The organism is Planococcus maitriensis (genome assembly GCF_003289925.1).
Taxonomy (GTDB): domain Bacteria; phylum Bacillota; class Bacilli; order Bacillales_A; family Planococcaceae; genus Planococcus; species Planococcus maitriensis.
Map to the genome: position 1 here is coordinate 586,676 of NZ_QLZQ01000001.1, position 14,642 is coordinate 601,317.

Here is a 14,642-nt window from a genome sequence, read left to right on the forward strand (position 1 = left end):
CTAAGCTGCTGTTTTGAAGCGTGTTAACTCCCTTTTCCGCAAAAACTCATCAAACAGGAAGAAAACCACCGCCACAAGTAACACAAAATACATGAGCAGGCCGAGAAATAAATAAGAGATTAAGCCGAATCCCAAATGGATAAGGAAAGCGAGCGGAAAGCGATAATGCTGTACATTGGAAGTCGCTAAGTCAGATAACGATGAAACGGGAATCCCATAAAAGACGCACCCAAATAGTAAAATCATGAACAAAAAAACAGCAAGCCATAACGCTGCAAAATCTACACCGCTACCCATAATGATTGAACCAATAGTCAGCAACAATACGAAGGTGGTCAAAAGCAGTGAAGCATAGAGCGCTGCTTTGCCTTTGCGAAATACAGAATCGTCTTTATAAAGCTTTTTTCGGATAGTCGGCAATAAGGTCAACGCAATCAGGCTTAATGTGATTTTCACTTCAATTTCTAAAAAACTGCCCCACACAATAAATGCCAATACGGAAAAAACCAGTGTATATAAAAAAACTTTGTACATTTAAATTCCTCCTGCTTTTATTGTAACAAGCCGAAGTCTATGGAACTATGCGAAATAAAAACCGGCTGAGATGAGGATGTGCAGACACAGCCTAAAACAAAAAAGGACAAAGCAGCTGCTTTGTCCCTTTTAAGCGTTCGGCGGCGCAGGCCGGAATCCTGCACCCACCAGTCTCAGATACCAGCCGCAATCACCGGTTCCATCGCTTCGTATTGCGGCTTTTTGTTCTGTTCGCCGCATCCTGCAAGCAATAGAACACCGGCCAGAAACAGCACAAATAATCGGCGTTTCATCGGAACCCCTCCTCAAATTTTATGTAAGGAGCATGGGGAATGGAGGGGGATGCATGGCGGCTGCCTATCGTTCGGCATAGCTGGGTGGATTAATAGTTGATTCCATTATACCACCAGGATGAACAGAAACCTGTCACTTTGTACTGAATAATCAGGGGAAATAAGTTACACTAGAATTAACCATATTTTCAATATTATCAATTTTAAAAGATTGGCGATTCAGCGGACGGATTTACAGGCAAGGGGAGATAAAATGATTTTACATACCGAAAGTTTTGGCGAAGGAGAAGCGATCGTGTTTCTCCATAGCGGCTTGCAGACAGGACTCACCGATTTTGAATACCAGCGCAATTACTTCAAGGAGCAGTACCACGTCGTTGTGCCGGACCTCCGGGGACACGGGAATTCCGTCAGCACGGATTTAAGCGATATCTTTGAACGCAATGCAGAGGATTTGGCAGAGACGCTGAAGCAGCTGGGAATCGGCGCAGCCCATATTGTCGGGGCGTCGTTCGGTGCTTTGGTCGGTATCGTGTTCGCAAAACGCTTTCCATCCAAAGTGAAAAGCCTGGTGATTTCTGGCGTGATGGCGGAAAAGCCGGACAACTGGGAGTTGCTGCGCGAACAGGAATGCCGCAACCAGCAACAGATTTTCCAATACGAAGAAACGAATGCTTATTTCAATCAGCTGCATAAAGGCGATTGGCGAAAACTCATCGCGCTGGGGCAGCAAGAAGAATGGTACCCGTTCGAAGAAACAAAAGATCTGTCAGGAATTGATTCGCCGATCCTCTACATCTCCGGAGAAGGCAACCCGAACGAAACGAAAGGCGTCCTTTATTATCCGGACAAGCATGACAATGTACACGTCTCGATCATCCCATTCGCATCCCACTTGGTTCATGCCGAACAAGCTGAACTGCATGCGAAAACACTTGAACTGTTCCTAAGCCACATCGACTAATCAGGAGAGGGGCTCATATCTCATGAAAAAACTCGCTTCACTTTTAATCGGACTGCTCATCCTTGGCGGCTGTTCAGAGAGCGACCGTTACAACTTCAAAGGAAGCGGCGACAATTGGGATGTCTTCTATACGGTCGACGTCACTTCGCAAGACAGCAAGGAAGCGACCGGGAAAATCGTCTACACCGGAAAAGAGCCGTCTCCTGAAACCATCATCTATTCAATCGAATCGACTGCCGGTGCATCGAGTGGAAATGTCTTGGTCGATGAAGGTGAAGTGCTGGTCGGCAAGAGTGCCTGCGAAGGCTGTGCGGTCATCCAACGAGATGAAGAGCTGGATGTGGAGATCAAATGGGACGGGCAAGTCGAGGAATTCGTCTTGAGAAATGAATAGCAATCGATAGAGGAGTTCATTAATCTTGTAAAAGAACGGGGTGGCATAGGTGAACAGAGTAGCGGTCATCACCGTCGGCAAAACCCATAGCGGCAAAACGACATTCGCGAAAGCCCTCGAAAAAAAGCTTGCCCATGCCATTGTATTCGACCAGGACAACCATGCGGAAATCCTGCAAAGCTATTATCCGGCGCTTGTCCCGAAAGAGGGAGCGAACGCGATCAAGTATGCACTGACCGAGACGATCATCAATCACGCCGTCGACCAGACCGATTGCCACATCATCTTGTGCAACGCCAACCGCAACCAGCAAGGCCGTTCGAAGCTGCTGGATTTTTACCGAACGAAAGGCTTCACCACCATTTTGGTGAACTTTGAGATCGCGGACGATATTCTGGAAACAAGAATCGACCAGGCCGGGCGCAGCACAGCCATCTTGCGCACCGTTTCTTCATTTAAAGAAGTGCTTGCCCGTCAACAAGCTGAATCTCTAAGCAACCCTGGCGTCACTCCCACACCAGGCGAAGCGGAGTATCTATTCATTGTGGCGAATGAAAAACAAGCGGAAAAAGCCATTTCCGAAATCACGAAAATCGCTTGCCGGGAGGGTGGCCCTTGAGAAGATTACAAGTCATACTGATGCTTTTTGTGATGATGGGCATCCTTTCGGCATGCCAGAACGATTTGCTTAACTCCGCACAAAAAGAAGCAGAGAAAATCGTCCTGCATCAAATGGAGAGTTTCGGGGAAGTGAAAGAAAATTCGCGGTTCGAAGTGACGGATGAACAAACAATCGAGTTATTCGCCAAAGCCATTTCCCGTGCCGATCAAGTATCGGGCGTTGCGGATGTAGCAGACCCCGATTTCAAAGTGGAGTTCGGTGAGAAAGCGTTCTATTTGTGGATTGCGGAAGATTACGGTTCCGTCATGGATTTAGAGGATACCTATACTCTCTATACCTTGGAAGAGAATGACGCTGATCAGCTCTACAGTTTTCTTTTAACGGAAAATCAGCTCGATTGACTGGGCAGCATTAAAGAGGAGGTGGCTGCGGGGTGAAGAAGTTTTTCTTATCGATAGCAGGTGGCCTCGCCCTGGGGCTCATCCTGTCCTTCAGTTTCATGGATTATGAGAGCAGCTGGACACACCACATCCAAAGGGCTGGCGTCGACCAAGTGGTGGAGGAGATGGATTTCGAGTTTGTCTTCATTGCTTCGCTCCTTGTTCTCGGGATATCGGCATTGATTTTTCTCGTTTGGAGTTTCGTTGAAAAGAAGAAGGATGAAAAGTTCATCAGGGACTTTGAGAATGACAAAAAACGGGATAACTAAATACACGCCCATGGCATCTCGCAGAAGATGCTTTTTTTGTGCCGTTATTTTTTCGCTCAACAGGGGATACAAGGAAAAGCAGTACAATCCATCAGTGGAATCAAAGGAGGGAAACCTATGGACAAACCGATCAAAGCGTTCGTCTTCGATGTCTATGGCACCTTATTCGACGTCATCGCCATCAAAGAGCAATGCGAGGAACTGTTTCCCGGGCACGGCGACGCCATCAGCCAAACCTGGCGCACGAAGCAAGTCGAATATTTCATGATGCGGCAGCTCATGGGGAAATACGATGCCTTTTCGGCCGTCACCCGCAGCGCCTTGAAATACGCACTCGAAGGCGAAGGGCTAGAATCGACGGAAACCATCGAGCAGCAATTGATGGACGCCTATTTGCAGTTGCCGCTGTATAAGGAATCGGAAGCGGTATTGCGTGAACTGCAAGATCATCAGCTCGTCGTGTTCTCGAACGGTTCCCACGATATGCTCGACCCCTTGATCGAAAATGCAGGAATCAAGGATTTGCTCGACAAAGCCGTCAGCGTCGATGAAATCAAGCAATTCAAACCGGCACCGGCCGCCTATCAATACGTCTTGGACCGATTGGGCATCGAGCGCGACGAAGTGCTGTTCATGTCCTCGAACGGCTGGGATATTTCCGGTGCGAAGAATTTCGGTTTCCGCACCGCCTGGATCAACCGCAAAGAAGCGCCGGTCGAACAACTGGGGCTCGAGCCAGATCATGTGTTTTCGGACCTCACCGGCTTGCTCAAGTGCCAATGAAGTTCAGGGCATCCATTAGCCGCCAAATTCGGCAGGGCGCATACAAAAGAGCTTGGAGAATCCCCTCCAAGCTCTTTTTCGTGCCTCAATCCGTCTCCTGCACCGCGAAATAATTGTCTTCCGCATCCGCAAAATTGAACGTGCGGCCCGTCGGCATCTCGACAATATCGCCGACCGTGACGCCATTTCGGCCAACTCGTTGCGCAATTGCTCGAAGTTCTTCGCGTAAAACAACAGCGACGGCGTCTCCAAACTCAAGCCCGTATCCATCTGCTCAAGCAAATTCTTGTCGTGCAAAACGATGCTCGTCTCCGCATCTTCCCGGGGCGCAATTTCAATCCACCGCATGCCATCGTTTTCTTCGTCATGCAAGACCGTAAAGCCCATCTTCTCCGTCCAAAACTCGACTGCTGCATCCTGGTCGCGGACATACACCATGACCTGCCCGATTTTCGCAATCATTGAGTCTCCTCCTCCGAATGAAATGATACTTCCCGTCTCCATACAATTCGATGGGGAGATGGAAATCCCTTTCCACTCCAGCCATTTAAGCGGAGCGTTTTAACCCAAATGAAACGAGGAAGTTTTCGGCGAATGAAAGGACGCCGACGAGAAAGCATAGAAAGCTCACAAGAAACACTTCAACCCAGGAAGCGCCGATGAAGCGGAACAATAGGATGGCCAGAAAGCCCACGATGAAATACACCGGAACAAACTTCTTCGATAATAGTAAATCACGCATAACGATCACTCCTTGATTGGCTCAATACTTAGCCATTGTTAAATAAAAGCGCAAATCCCATCTTTACATAAAAATGGAATATCCACAATCCCAGCCATGGAGTTTTGATACACTGATCATATAGCGAATTTACAAGGAGGAGACCAATGAAGAGAACACCTAAACTCATTCTGTTTTTCACACTCGGCATCATCACAGGCATGATTTTAACAGCTATTATCAAATGAAGGAGAAAACCGAAATGGAAATCCGTAAAGCGCAGCCAAAAGACGCGGCAGGCATCCGAAAAGTCTGCGCAGCCGGCAACCGTGAAACATACCCCGGCTTGTTGCCTCATCAAGAAATCGAACGCGTCATCGAGAAGTTCTACAACGAACAACGCATACTCCATGAAATCGACAACACGAGCCAGGACTGGAACGGCTGGTTTGTCGCGGTGGACGAAGGGGGAGTGGTGGGAGCAGGAGGCGGCGGCTTCACAGATGAAACGGTTGCGGAAGTCTATGTCCTGTATTTAGATCCGGAGCGCAAATACCAAGGCATCGGCACTAAACTGCTCGAAGCGATCACGGAAGACCAAAAAGCCCGCGGCGCTGAAACGCAATGGGTAGCGGTCGCCAAAGGCAACCAAATGGCGATTCCGTTCTACGAAGCGCGCGGTTTTGCCTTTCAATACGAGGAACCGGCTTACGACATGCCGGAAGACTCGGGCAACATGTCGGTCCGGTATATGCGGAAACTTTAAAGAAGAGAATCGAAAAACAGCAGCAGAAGCCAGGGCCTTTGCTGCTGTTTGCGTTCATCTCAAAAAATGCGCAAAAAAAAGAGTACCCGAGATTTCGGATACTCCCTGAATCCTGTATTCAACTTAGAAACGTCTGAAGCTGTGGAATTTCTTGCCCCAGTATGGGCCGTTCAAGCTTTTCACTTCTGATTTAGAGCCGCCAGAGTGTACGAACTGGTTGTTCCCGATGTAGATCCCAACGTGTGAAATCCCTGGGCGGTAAGTGTTTGCGAAGAAGACCAAGTCTCCTGGGCGCGGGCTTGAAACTTTGTAGGACTGGGCATATTGGGAAAGCGTTGTGCGTGAAACGCTTTTGCCTGCTTGTTTGAATGCATATTGTACGAATCCTGAGCAGTCAAAGCCAGCTGGCGTCGTGCCGCCGAAACGGTACGGAATGCCTTTAAGCGCTAGTGCTTTGGAAACGACTGCTGAAGAAGAAACGCTTGATGATGCTTGGACTACGCCAGATCCTGATGATTTCGTGACGAGTGAGCTGTGCACCCAGCCGTGCGTTCCGCCAGTGCGGACTTTGAACCATTTGCCGCTGCCGATTGTAGCGGATTTTGTCACAGTTGCAGATGCGCCTTTAGAAGCGACTTTGATGACGCCGTGGCTTGTGCCGGCATCTCTGCGGACGTTTGTTGCGTATTTGAATTTATAAGTGCTGTTAGAGACCTGAACGATCGCTGGCTCAGATGCTTTTTGTGCTACTTCAGTCTGTGGCTGTGCTTGTACTGTATCTTGTGCGTCTGTAGCTGAACTTGAAAAGACCAATGCGCCTGCTGCGAGTAAAGTAAAGAATGCTTTTTTCATTTTGTCAGTACCTCCGAAGGATAGTTTTTTTAAATTTATGTTATCTGGATATAAAGATTATCATTAATTTGCTCTGCCACTTACTATATAGACTGCATCCTACAAAAACAATGTCTGATCAGTTTCATTTAGGTTACAGTCATATTACAAATGAATGACTGCTAATAAAACCAGTCACAGCAAGGGTTTGGAAAGTGGTAATATTTACAAGCCGATGTTTATTTCTCTGGAAAACGGGAAATAAAAGTGATTTTCGCATGTTGAAATACATAAAATATTACGAGAGAATAAATTTCATTCGGAAATTAAGACCCTATAATTTCCAATTTGGGACAAAGAGTCGCTCTATAGCAGTTTTTTAGTCAGTTTAATCATATAATTAATAGAAAAATCAAAAATTATAGCAATAAAGCTTCGTTACACAATTGTAACAATCCATTCAGTGCTTTATTTTCGTGGGTTGGGGGTATACGGGAATTAATAGGAGTTTTAAAGTGGGGGGAGATTGCGCTGCAATCGGACGCTTTCCGGAGGGCTCGCATTGAGCCGCTTCGTCGCTGCGCTCAGTACTTCATTGTTCATAGCATCACGTAAATAACGCTGCTCAACTCTCGCTGGGCTCGAGCTTCGCAAATGAACATGCTCAGCCAAGCTTCGCATATTCATTAGTCGCCGATTTCCGCTTCATCTCTAGTTTGAGAGGGATTAATAAGGAGCATATTCCACTGGTGAGTAGGTGTTGCTTGCAGAGAGTTTGTTACGGATTTGGGTCTCTGCTCACTAATTATAGAAGTAAGTAGTTTACCGAATCACAGATCGATTCTAGAAAATTTCACTTCACCGTTCGTACAATTCACCGCGACTCAGCGTGAAGCGCTGGGAGCACTCTCGCATTCTACATATCACCACAAACTAATAACAACGAAATCCAAATGATCCACCCATTTCACAATAACCTGACCCAAGCGCAGGCGCGTCCAAGGGCTAGGCGAAGTGATGAGACCGATGGTTTTCCAGGCTTGTCACAAGAGCCATGCCCAGAGCGCCAAGCGAAGAGATTCACTAGAAAACTATCCCAGAGCAGAAGCTACTAAATCTCTTCTATCAACTAGCTCACCGCGACTCAGCGTGAAGCGCTGGGAGCAGTCTCGCATGCTTCGTCTCGCCACAAACATAAAACAATGAAATCCAAGTGATCTACCCATTTCACAATGAACTGACCCGAGCGCCGGCGCGTCCAAGGGCTAGGCGAAGTGATGAGACCGGTGGTTTTCCGGGCTTGTCACAAGAGCCATGCCCAAAGCGCCAAGCGCTGCGTTACCGGACCCTATATCCAATAGTCTCAATTCACCTATCACACCTATCACACTTATCACTCATTCATTAGCTAATAGAAAAAACGAAATACATATCTATAGAAGGAGGCTGTCCATATGAAGAAGATTCTATCGATCGATGGCGGGGGCATACGGGGGATTTTGCCGGCGATGATGCTGTGTGAGCTGGAGCGGCGGACGGGAAAACCGGTCTCTGAACAATTCGATATCTTCGTTGGCACCTCGACCGGTGCGATCCTGGCACTCGGCCTCTTGGTTCCGGACGGCAAGAAGCCGCGCTATACAGCAAATGACATCCTCAGCCTCTACGAACAAGAAGCTGAGCGCATGTTCCGGAAATCCTTCCTTCACCGCTCGTTCGGCCTCGTCGGGCGTTTTCTTCACACGCAGTACAGCCACCGTGAATTCGAACAAGTGCTCAAATATTACTTCAACCGCTTGAAATTATCGGACCTCCTGAAGCCGGCCGTCATTCCGGCTTACGACATCCACAGCCGGCATGCCCATTTCTTCAAAAGCACCGTCATTGATCTGAACGAACGCCAGCCCGACAGTGAGATCCGCCACATCATCCGGGCAGCCACGGCCGCGCCGAGTTATTTCGCGCCGGCGAAAATCCCGGATTATCCGAAATCCACCTTCATCGATGGCGGCGTGTTCGCCAATGACCCCGGGATGAGCGCTTATACGGAAGGGCTCGAACTCTACGGAGACGAAGAAGAAGATTTCCTGCTCGTGTCGCTCGGTACCGGGGAAGCGCAGCGCGAAGTGGAAGTGACCGGCTGGCGGGCATGGTTTCATTACGGCTGGGCACGGTCTTTATTGAAAGTGATGATGGATGGTAGTTCCGACTCGGTCGATCATCAGCTGCGCCACCTGTTGAAAGACGAAGGAATCGACCAGCGCTATTACCGGTTCCAGGAAAAACTGCCCGCCGACGATTCGGGCATTGAACAGCTCGACCGCGTCACGCCTGAAAACCTCGCACGGCTTCGCCGGGTAGGAAAGCGGATGATCGAGAAGCAAAGCGCTGAACTCGATAAATTATGCCGCTTGTTATGACTTGTCATCGAAGTGTAATGCGTTTGTCGTGGTAATTACAGTGGCGCCTCGTTAAAATAAGCGAGGAATCATTACGAAAAGAGGTCAACCCAATGGCACGAAGATACGGATACATGGATTGGATGCGGGTTTTCGCGATCGTCACGGTCGTCGGCGTCCACGTCGTCTCGAAAATCATCAATAACCACACCACCGGCGATTGGGAATGGCATTATGCAAATGCAATCGATAGCGCACTCCGCTGGTGCGTGCCGATCTTCTTCATGCTGAGCGGCGCCTTGCTTTTAACGCGCGACAGCAAAGAACAAATCGGCGAATTCTTGCGCAAGCGCCTCGGCAAAGTGCTGCTGCCGCTGGTGTTTTGGAGCGCGGTCTACATGGCCTATAATATCTTCCAGCTCGAAGAGGAATACACGGTCGGGCAGATGCTCGGTGCATTCGTGTCAGACGATGTCTACTATCATCTCTGGTTCCTCTACATCATCACGGGCCTGTACTTGATGGCGCCGTTCCTGCGCCTCCTCGTCAAGCATATGGACAAGACGATGTTCCATTATTTCTTCGCGTTCTGGTTCTTGTTCTCGGCAGCGGTGCCGGTCTTCACGCGGGCGACCGGCTATGAAGTCGCCTTCGCCGGGCAGATGTTCGCGCCGTACATCGGCTATTTCCTGCTCGGGGCCTATCTTGTCATGTACCCGATCCCGAAGCGCTGGCTTCCGACACTCGGCGTACTCGCGATCATCGGCTATGCCGTGACGCTTTACGGCACCGTTTCCGCGAACACGGGGCGTGAAGCGGGCGATTTCGACGATTTCTTCTACGAACATTATTATCCGCATGCGATCTTCATCTCGCTGTTCGTCTTCGTGGCATTCCAGCAGCTCGGCAAGAACCTCAAGTCGACACCGCTCATCACGCGCATCAGTACCGCCACGTTCGGCATCTACATCATCCATCCGCTGATCCAGACCTACTTGAACCGCCTGTTCGATTTCAATGAAACCACGATCAATGTGTGGGTTGGCGTGCCTTTGTCCTGGATCGTCATCTTCATCGTGTCGTATGCCGTCATCCGCTTGATGCAGAAGACGCCGGTTGTCAGGCGGCTGGTGCCATAGCAAAACTGCCGGTTCAGCCGTTTCTCTCAGTGGCTGAACGACGGGGTGGTTAGTGTGGCAGTGCATGGTAAGGGGAATTGGTTAAGAATTTGATGGATCTGATAGAATAACTCGTATTTGAATAAGTATCATGATAAGCTGTATTTAATTGTAAATTGAGGCGGTTTTATGGGTATAAAGGGGTGATAGCATCAAGAAATCGATTTGGCTGGGAGTACTGGCAGCGGTGGCGATTATGCTGTCGGCATGTTCAAACAGCAACGAAGTGATTCGGGTCGGGGTGCCATTCACGGATGGCTTGACACAAGGCGTGCATTATCAAAAAGATATCAAGGACCGGGCTTCGATCGTCACGCTCAGGACGATCCTGCAAAACGAAAAAGAGTTCGACTCGCTCGACAGATTGGCGGTCGAACCGCAAGCCGTCTTCACCATCGATCGCCCGGATGACGGCGTGCAGGAAGTCCGCCGGTTCGTCTGGTACCGCGACAGCGGCCGGGCGATCATGTCCAATGAACGCAACGTCCTGTCCCCGAAAGAAAACCAGGAGTTCTTCAGGCTGACGGCGGAACAGACGCAAGACTTGAAAAAGATCCTTCAATAGAATGTATAAATGGCATAAAGGTGATGAAGCTCTGTTATTTGCAGGGCTTTTTGTTTTAATTTATATAGGGATGGATAGTGGGGGAGATTGCGTTTCGGGCGGACGCTTTCTGAGGGGGCCGGCTTCAGCCGCTTCCAGCTCGCTCGGGAAGTAGTAGTAAATCCCACTGCTCCCACATCTGCGAGCAGATGCGTCGCAAATGAACAAGTTCAAGTATCTTTCGCTTGTCATTAGTCGCTGCCCTACGCTACATCTTTATAAATAGATCATATGTTAAAAGTGTCATATTCTTTAATAGGTGTTTAGAAAAAATATTCTACTGGATTTAATACCTGCAGTAAAATGAGCAAGCTTTCGAATTTCATCCTATCGATTGAGCTTCTATACGGTCATGTGATCATTAGAGAACCAATCCCGCTTCACTAACTTTTCTCAATGAAATCTAAAAGCAGTTCCGCGCCAAGGGTGAAGCGAAGCAATAAGACAGGCGGTCTTCCTGGCTTATTGCGAAAGCTCAACCCCAAGCGGACACTGCGGCTCCTCAAGCAGATGCTACAAATTGAACCTATCTCATTTGTCTTTCAGTATAAGGTAAGCAGCATCCCTTAAAGGATTTCTTCAGTCAAAGCCCGTCCCATCCCACACAACTAATCAAATAGCCATAACTCCTCCGTGACTATTTATACTCCAGGTTCCCCTCAAAATGTATCCCTCACGTAAACCTTATTACAATAGATGCAATTTTATGTAAACGCATTCTTTTCTGGAATCCGAAATAGTATAATAAGCTTGCTTGACCATTATGAATTAAGAGGAGATGGACAGATGAGCAAGAAACTATCCTTGACGCTCGCCGCTTCGGTGTTGGCGCTTGGCAGTTTGACGGCAGGTGCTCCGGCGATTGCCGCAGGAGAAGGCAATCCGCAAGCACAGGAGAACCCTGGAAAAGGCAAGGGGCAAAGCTTTAAAGAGCACATCCAGGAATGGAAGAACAACGGCAAAAAAGGGAAGCTTAAAGAAGTCGAACTACAGATTCTTGGCACCTCGGATTTACATACAAACTTCGTCAACTACGATTATTACCGCGACGCGAAATCCAATGCATTGTCGCTCGCGAAAACCGGCGTATTGATTGAAGACGCACGCGAAGAAAATGACAACACTTTGCTGTTCGATAACGGCGACTTGATCCAAGGCACTCCGTTCGGCGGCTATAAAGTGAGTGTCGACCCGCTGGAACAAGACGAATTGCACCCGGCATTCGCAGCGCTCGAATCACTTGATTTCGATGCCTCGACACTCGGCAACCACGAGTTCAACTTCGGACTTGATTATCTCGACAACGCGCTGGAAGAAGCGCCGTTCCCGGTACTCAACGCCAATGTCTATGACGCAGAAACCGGCGAGAACCGTTTCACGCCGTACACGATCATGGATAAAGAAGTGACGGACCGCAAAGGCAAGAAACACACGATCCAAGTCGGCGTCATCGGCGTCGTGGCACCGGGCATCATGGAATGGGACCGCGCGCATCTTGAAGGCGAAGTCATCGCAAAAGATGCTGTCGAAACGGTCGAGAAATTCATTCCGGAAGTCGAGGAAGCAGGGGCTGACGTCGTCGTCGTGCTGTCCCACTCAGGCATGGGCGATGAGGTCCATACGGTCGGTGAAGAAAACGTCACGTATCAATTGACGGAAGTGGACGGCGTGGATGCGATCATTACGGGCCACAACCACGACGTCTTCCCGGGGTCGTTTAGCGAACTGGCGAATGTCGACCAGGAAAACGGAACGATCAACGGCGTCCCTGTCGTCATGCCAGGTAAATTCGGCAGCCATCTTGGCGTCATCGATTTGACGCTCGAGCCGCGCGGCAAGAACTGGCGCATCCTGAACGGGGAAGCGGAACTGCGCGCCATCGACTCCACGACGGATGAAGTGGCAGAACAAGTCATCGAAGCGGTGAAAGAAACGCATGAAGGCACGGTGGAATACATCCGCAGCCCTGTCGGCGAAACGACGGCTCCGATCAACAGCTATTTCTCACTCGTGCAGGATGACCCATCCGTGCAGATCGTCAACAATGCACAGCTTTGGTACGCCGAGCAGCAACTCGCCGGCACGGAAAACGCAGAACTTCCAATGTTGTCCGCAGCGGCACCGTTTAAAGCAGGCGGGCGCAACGGCGGCGATTATTACACGAACATCGAAACCGGCGAAATCGCCATCAAGAACGTCGCTGACCTCTACGTCTACGACAATACCGTCTTCGTCCTGAAAATGACAGGCGCGGACGTCAAGGAATGGCTCGAAATGTCTGCTGTCCAGTTCCAGCAAATCGACCCGAATGCGACAGGCGAGCAGGAGTTCATCAATGAAGAATACCGCACGTATAACTTCGATGTCATCGACGGCGTGACCTACGATATCGACATCACACAGCCGGCGAAATACGACGCTGAAGGCGCGGTTGTCAATGAAGGCGCTGAACGCATCGAGAACCTGCAGTACAACGGGGAAGCGATCGACCCGAACCAGGAATTCCTCGTTGTGACGAACAACTACCGTGCGAGCGGCAACTTCCCGGGCGTGCGCAATGCAACAGAAGCGATCGACTTCGCGTATGAGAACCGCCAAGTGCTCCAGGATTACATTTTGGATGTCGGTACGATCGACCCATCCGCTGACGGCAACTGGCAGTTTGCGCCGGTAACAGGCGACCCGAACCTCGTGTTCGAAACGTCGAACTCGGCACAATCCTTAGCTGAGAATGAAGCAAATATCCAGTACATCGAAGCCACACAAAACGGCTTCGCAAAATACGGCTACACGATCCAGTAAACACAAAAACAGACCCGAGAGATTTTATCTCGGGTCTGTTTTTTGGTTTTATATAGGAATAGTATGGAGATTCCGTTACAAGGCGACGCTTTCCGCGGGCACGGCCTCAGCCGCTTCGTCGCTAACGCTCCTGCAGGGTCTTCGGCTCGTGCTGTTCCCGCAGGAGTCGCGCCTTTACACTCCATCTCTATGGGGAGAGTGAGTATTAAAAATCGTCACGTTCTGCAATGAATGATAAAAAATGCTAGCCCTCTGAATGATTTTCTTGGAAAATGTAATAGCCAAACTTTAATAATTCAGACCAAACATTCCAAACATTAAGCGTTGATAAAATCATGCGAAAACTATAGGACCACTCACATCTAACTAACTCTTCACAATGAAATCTACAAGCAGTTCCGCGCCATGGGTGAAGCGAAGCAATAAGACAAGTGTTCTTCTTGGCTTATTGCGAAAGCTCAACCCTAAGCGGCGACTGCGGATAGAACCAAATTGTATATGACAACCCAGTCTCTAATTACTGTAACTAGGGATTGGTGAAAGAGAAGAGGTAATCCTCCGACGGGGCTATCCCTTTAATCCTATAGTTCCCTCGGCTTTCAATTTCCGATACGCCGCAATCCCGAAGAATAGGTAAATCACAAACACTGTCATAGCGAGCGGCACGGAGATTGTGGACAGCGAGAACATCTGATAGAAGAACCAAAGAACGAGCAACACGCCGAGGAAGACGCCAACCCGTTTGTTCTTGCGGTAAATATTCATGAAAATAATGGCAGACAGTGCCCCCATGATGAGCGCAGAACCTATAAGCAGAATATACATAACGATGGATAATTCGATATGCGACAGCCCCTTTCTGTCCAATCACCATAACATACCCCATTCAAATTCCTCTATGTATCAGCAATACGCTTCTTCAAACCAGATTCCTCCTCGACCTTTCTTCCCGATCTTTCATACAAAACTCGATTTGGAATAACATTTCCTTTTCTAAAAGCTGGATTTGTCTAGATACTGGTCACATATTAATAGATAAATG

15 protein-coding genes and 1 pseudogene are annotated in these 14,642 nt (G+C 49.0%); 11 read left to right on the plus strand and 5 right to left on the minus strand.

Annotated features, from left to right (window positions below; all coding sequences use genetic code 11):
• On the minus strand, nt 1-534 hold the full coding sequence (locus DP119_RS02825) for a hypothetical protein (protein WP_112230637.1): 534 nt from the start codon (nt 532-534) through the stop codon (nt 1-3).
• A gap of 546 nt (nt 535-1,080) precedes the next feature.
• Here DP119_RS02825 and DP119_RS02830 point away from each other — a divergent pair.
• The 6 genes from DP119_RS02830 (at nt 1,081) to DP119_RS02855 (ending at nt 4,299) form a co-directional block, all read left to right on the plus strand.
• Nucleotides 1,081-1,791: an alpha/beta fold hydrolase gene (locus tag DP119_RS02830; RefSeq protein WP_112230639.1), complete on the plus strand. Its 711-nt coding sequence runs from the start codon at nt 1,081-1,083 to the stop codon at nt 1,789-1,791.
• A 22-nt stretch (nt 1,792-1,813) separates the two neighbouring features.
• Nucleotides 1,814-2,185, plus strand: coding sequence for a hypothetical protein (locus DP119_RS02835; RefSeq protein WP_112230641.1), 372 nt, complete (start codon nt 1,814-1,816; stop codon nt 2,183-2,185).
• A gap of 49 nt (nt 2,186-2,234) precedes the next feature.
• Nucleotides 2,235-2,804 (plus strand): AAA family ATPase, encoded by a 570-nt coding sequence (locus DP119_RS02840; protein ID WP_112230643.1) that lies wholly within the window; start codon nt 2,235-2,237, stop codon nt 2,802-2,804.
• Nucleotides 2,801-3,208 (plus strand): YhfM domain-containing protein, encoded by a 408-nt coding sequence (locus tag DP119_RS02845; protein WP_146747851.1) that lies wholly within the window; start codon nt 2,801-2,803, stop codon nt 3,206-3,208. Before DP119_RS02840 ends, DP119_RS02845 begins: the two co-directional genes overlap by 4 nt.
• A gap of 32 nt (nt 3,209-3,240) precedes the next feature.
• Entirely contained in the window at nt 3,241-3,516 is a 276-nt protein-coding gene (locus DP119_RS02850; RefSeq protein ID WP_112230647.1) for a hypothetical protein, read from the plus strand.
• A 117-nt stretch (nt 3,517-3,633) separates the two neighbouring features.
• Nucleotides 3,634-4,299 (plus strand): haloacid dehalogenase type II, encoded by a 666-nt coding sequence (locus DP119_RS02855; RefSeq protein WP_112230649.1) that lies wholly within the window; start codon nt 3,634-3,636, stop codon nt 4,297-4,299.
• Between the two features lie 85 nt (nt 4,300-4,384).
• On the opposite strand, the pseudogene DP119_RS02860 reads toward DP119_RS02855, so the two are convergent.
• Together DP119_RS02860 and DP119_RS02865 are read right to left on the minus strand one after the other, a co-directional pair.
• Nucleotides 4,385-4,761, minus strand: a pseudogene (locus DP119_RS02860) (VOC family protein).
• A gap of 85 nt (nt 4,762-4,846) precedes the next feature.
• Nucleotides 4,847-5,041: a hypothetical protein gene (locus DP119_RS02865; protein WP_112230651.1), complete on the minus strand. Its 195-nt coding sequence runs from the start codon at nt 5,039-5,041 to the stop codon at nt 4,847-4,849.
• A gap of 241 nt (nt 5,042-5,282) precedes the next feature.
• Between DP119_RS02865 and DP119_RS02870 the strand changes: the two genes are divergently transcribed.
• A complete protein-coding gene (locus DP119_RS02870) occupies nt 5,283-5,786 on the plus strand; it encodes a GNAT family N-acetyltransferase (RefSeq protein ID WP_112230653.1) in 504 nt (167 codons plus the stop codon).
• Nucleotides 5,787-5,909: 123 nt separating this feature from the next.
• Here the strand turns inward: DP119_RS02870 and DP119_RS02875 are convergent, their stop codons facing one another.
• Entirely contained in the window at nt 5,910-6,638 is a 729-nt protein-coding gene (locus DP119_RS02875; protein WP_112230655.1) for a C40 family peptidase, read from the minus strand.
• 1,433 nt (nt 6,639-8,071) lie between these two features.
• On the opposite strand from DP119_RS02875, the gene DP119_RS02880 reads away from it, so the two are divergent.
• The 4 genes from DP119_RS02880 to DP119_RS02895 all read left to right on the plus strand — a co-directional run bounded on the left by DP119_RS02880 (nt 8,072) and on the right by DP119_RS02895 (nt 13,600).
• Nucleotides 8,072-9,037 carry a patatin-like phospholipase family protein gene (locus DP119_RS02880; RefSeq protein ID WP_112230657.1) on the plus strand — a complete coding sequence of 322 codons (966 nt, stop codon included), beginning with the start codon at nt 8,072-8,074 and terminating at the stop codon, nt 9,035-9,037.
• Nucleotides 9,038-9,129: 92 nt separating this feature from the next.
• Complete coding sequence (locus DP119_RS02885; RefSeq protein WP_112230659.1) at nt 9,130-10,155, plus strand: acyltransferase; 1,026 nt, start codon at nt 9,130-9,132, stop codon at nt 10,153-10,155.
• Between the two features lie 226 nt (nt 10,156-10,381).
• On the plus strand, nt 10,382-10,759 hold the full coding sequence (locus tag DP119_RS02890) for a hypothetical protein (RefSeq protein WP_112230661.1): 378 nt from the start codon (nt 10,382-10,384) through the stop codon (nt 10,757-10,759).
• 825 nt (nt 10,760-11,584) lie between these two features.
• Entirely contained in the window at nt 11,585-13,600 is a 2,016-nt protein-coding gene (locus DP119_RS02895; protein WP_112230663.1) for a bifunctional 2',3'-cyclic-nucleotide 2'-phosphodiesterase/3'-nucleotidase, read from the plus strand.
• Nucleotides 13,601-14,167: 567 nt separating this feature from the next.
• Here the strand turns inward: DP119_RS02895 and DP119_RS02900 are convergent.
• On the minus strand, nt 14,168-14,467 hold the full coding sequence (locus tag DP119_RS02900; RefSeq protein ID WP_146747852.1) for a hypothetical protein: 300 nt from the start codon (nt 14,465-14,467) through the stop codon (nt 14,168-14,170).
• Between the last annotated feature and the right edge of the window lie 175 nt (nt 14,468-14,642).

Bases quoted from the DNA above. Each gene is read 5' to 3' on its own strand.
- DP119_RS02825 (WP_112230637.1), bottom strand. From the start codon at position 534: ATGTACAAAGTTTTTTTATATACACTGGTTTTTTCCGTATTGGCATTT.
- DP119_RS02830 (WP_112230639.1), top strand. From the start codon at position 1,081: ATGATTTTACATACCGAAAGTTTTGGCGAAGGAGAAGCGATCGTGTTT.
- DP119_RS02835 (WP_112230641.1), top strand. From the start codon at position 1,814: ATGAAAAAACTCGCTTCACTTTTAATCGGACTGCTCATCCTTGGCGGC.
- DP119_RS02855 (WP_112230649.1), top strand. From the start codon at position 3,634: ATGGACAAACCGATCAAAGCGTTCGTCTTCGATGTCTATGGCACCTTA.
- DP119_RS02865 (WP_112230651.1), bottom strand. From the start codon at position 5,041: ATGCGTGATTTACTATTATCGAAGAAGTTTGTTCCGGTGTATTTCATC.
- DP119_RS02870 (WP_112230653.1), top strand. From the start codon at position 5,283: ATGGAAATCCGTAAAGCGCAGCCAAAAGACGCGGCAGGCATCCGAAAA.
- DP119_RS02875 (WP_112230655.1), bottom strand. From the start codon at position 6,638: ATGAAAAAAGCATTCTTTACTTTACTCGCAGCAGGCGCATTGGTCTTT.
- DP119_RS02880 (WP_112230657.1), top strand. From the start codon at position 8,072: ATGAAGAAGATTCTATCGATCGATGGCGGGGGCATACGGGGGATTTTG.
- DP119_RS02885 (WP_112230659.1), top strand. From the start codon at position 9,130: ATGGCACGAAGATACGGATACATGGATTGGATGCGGGTTTTCGCGATC.
- DP119_RS02895 (WP_112230663.1), top strand. From the start codon at position 11,585: ATGAGCAAGAAACTATCCTTGACGCTCGCCGCTTCGGTGTTGGCGCTT.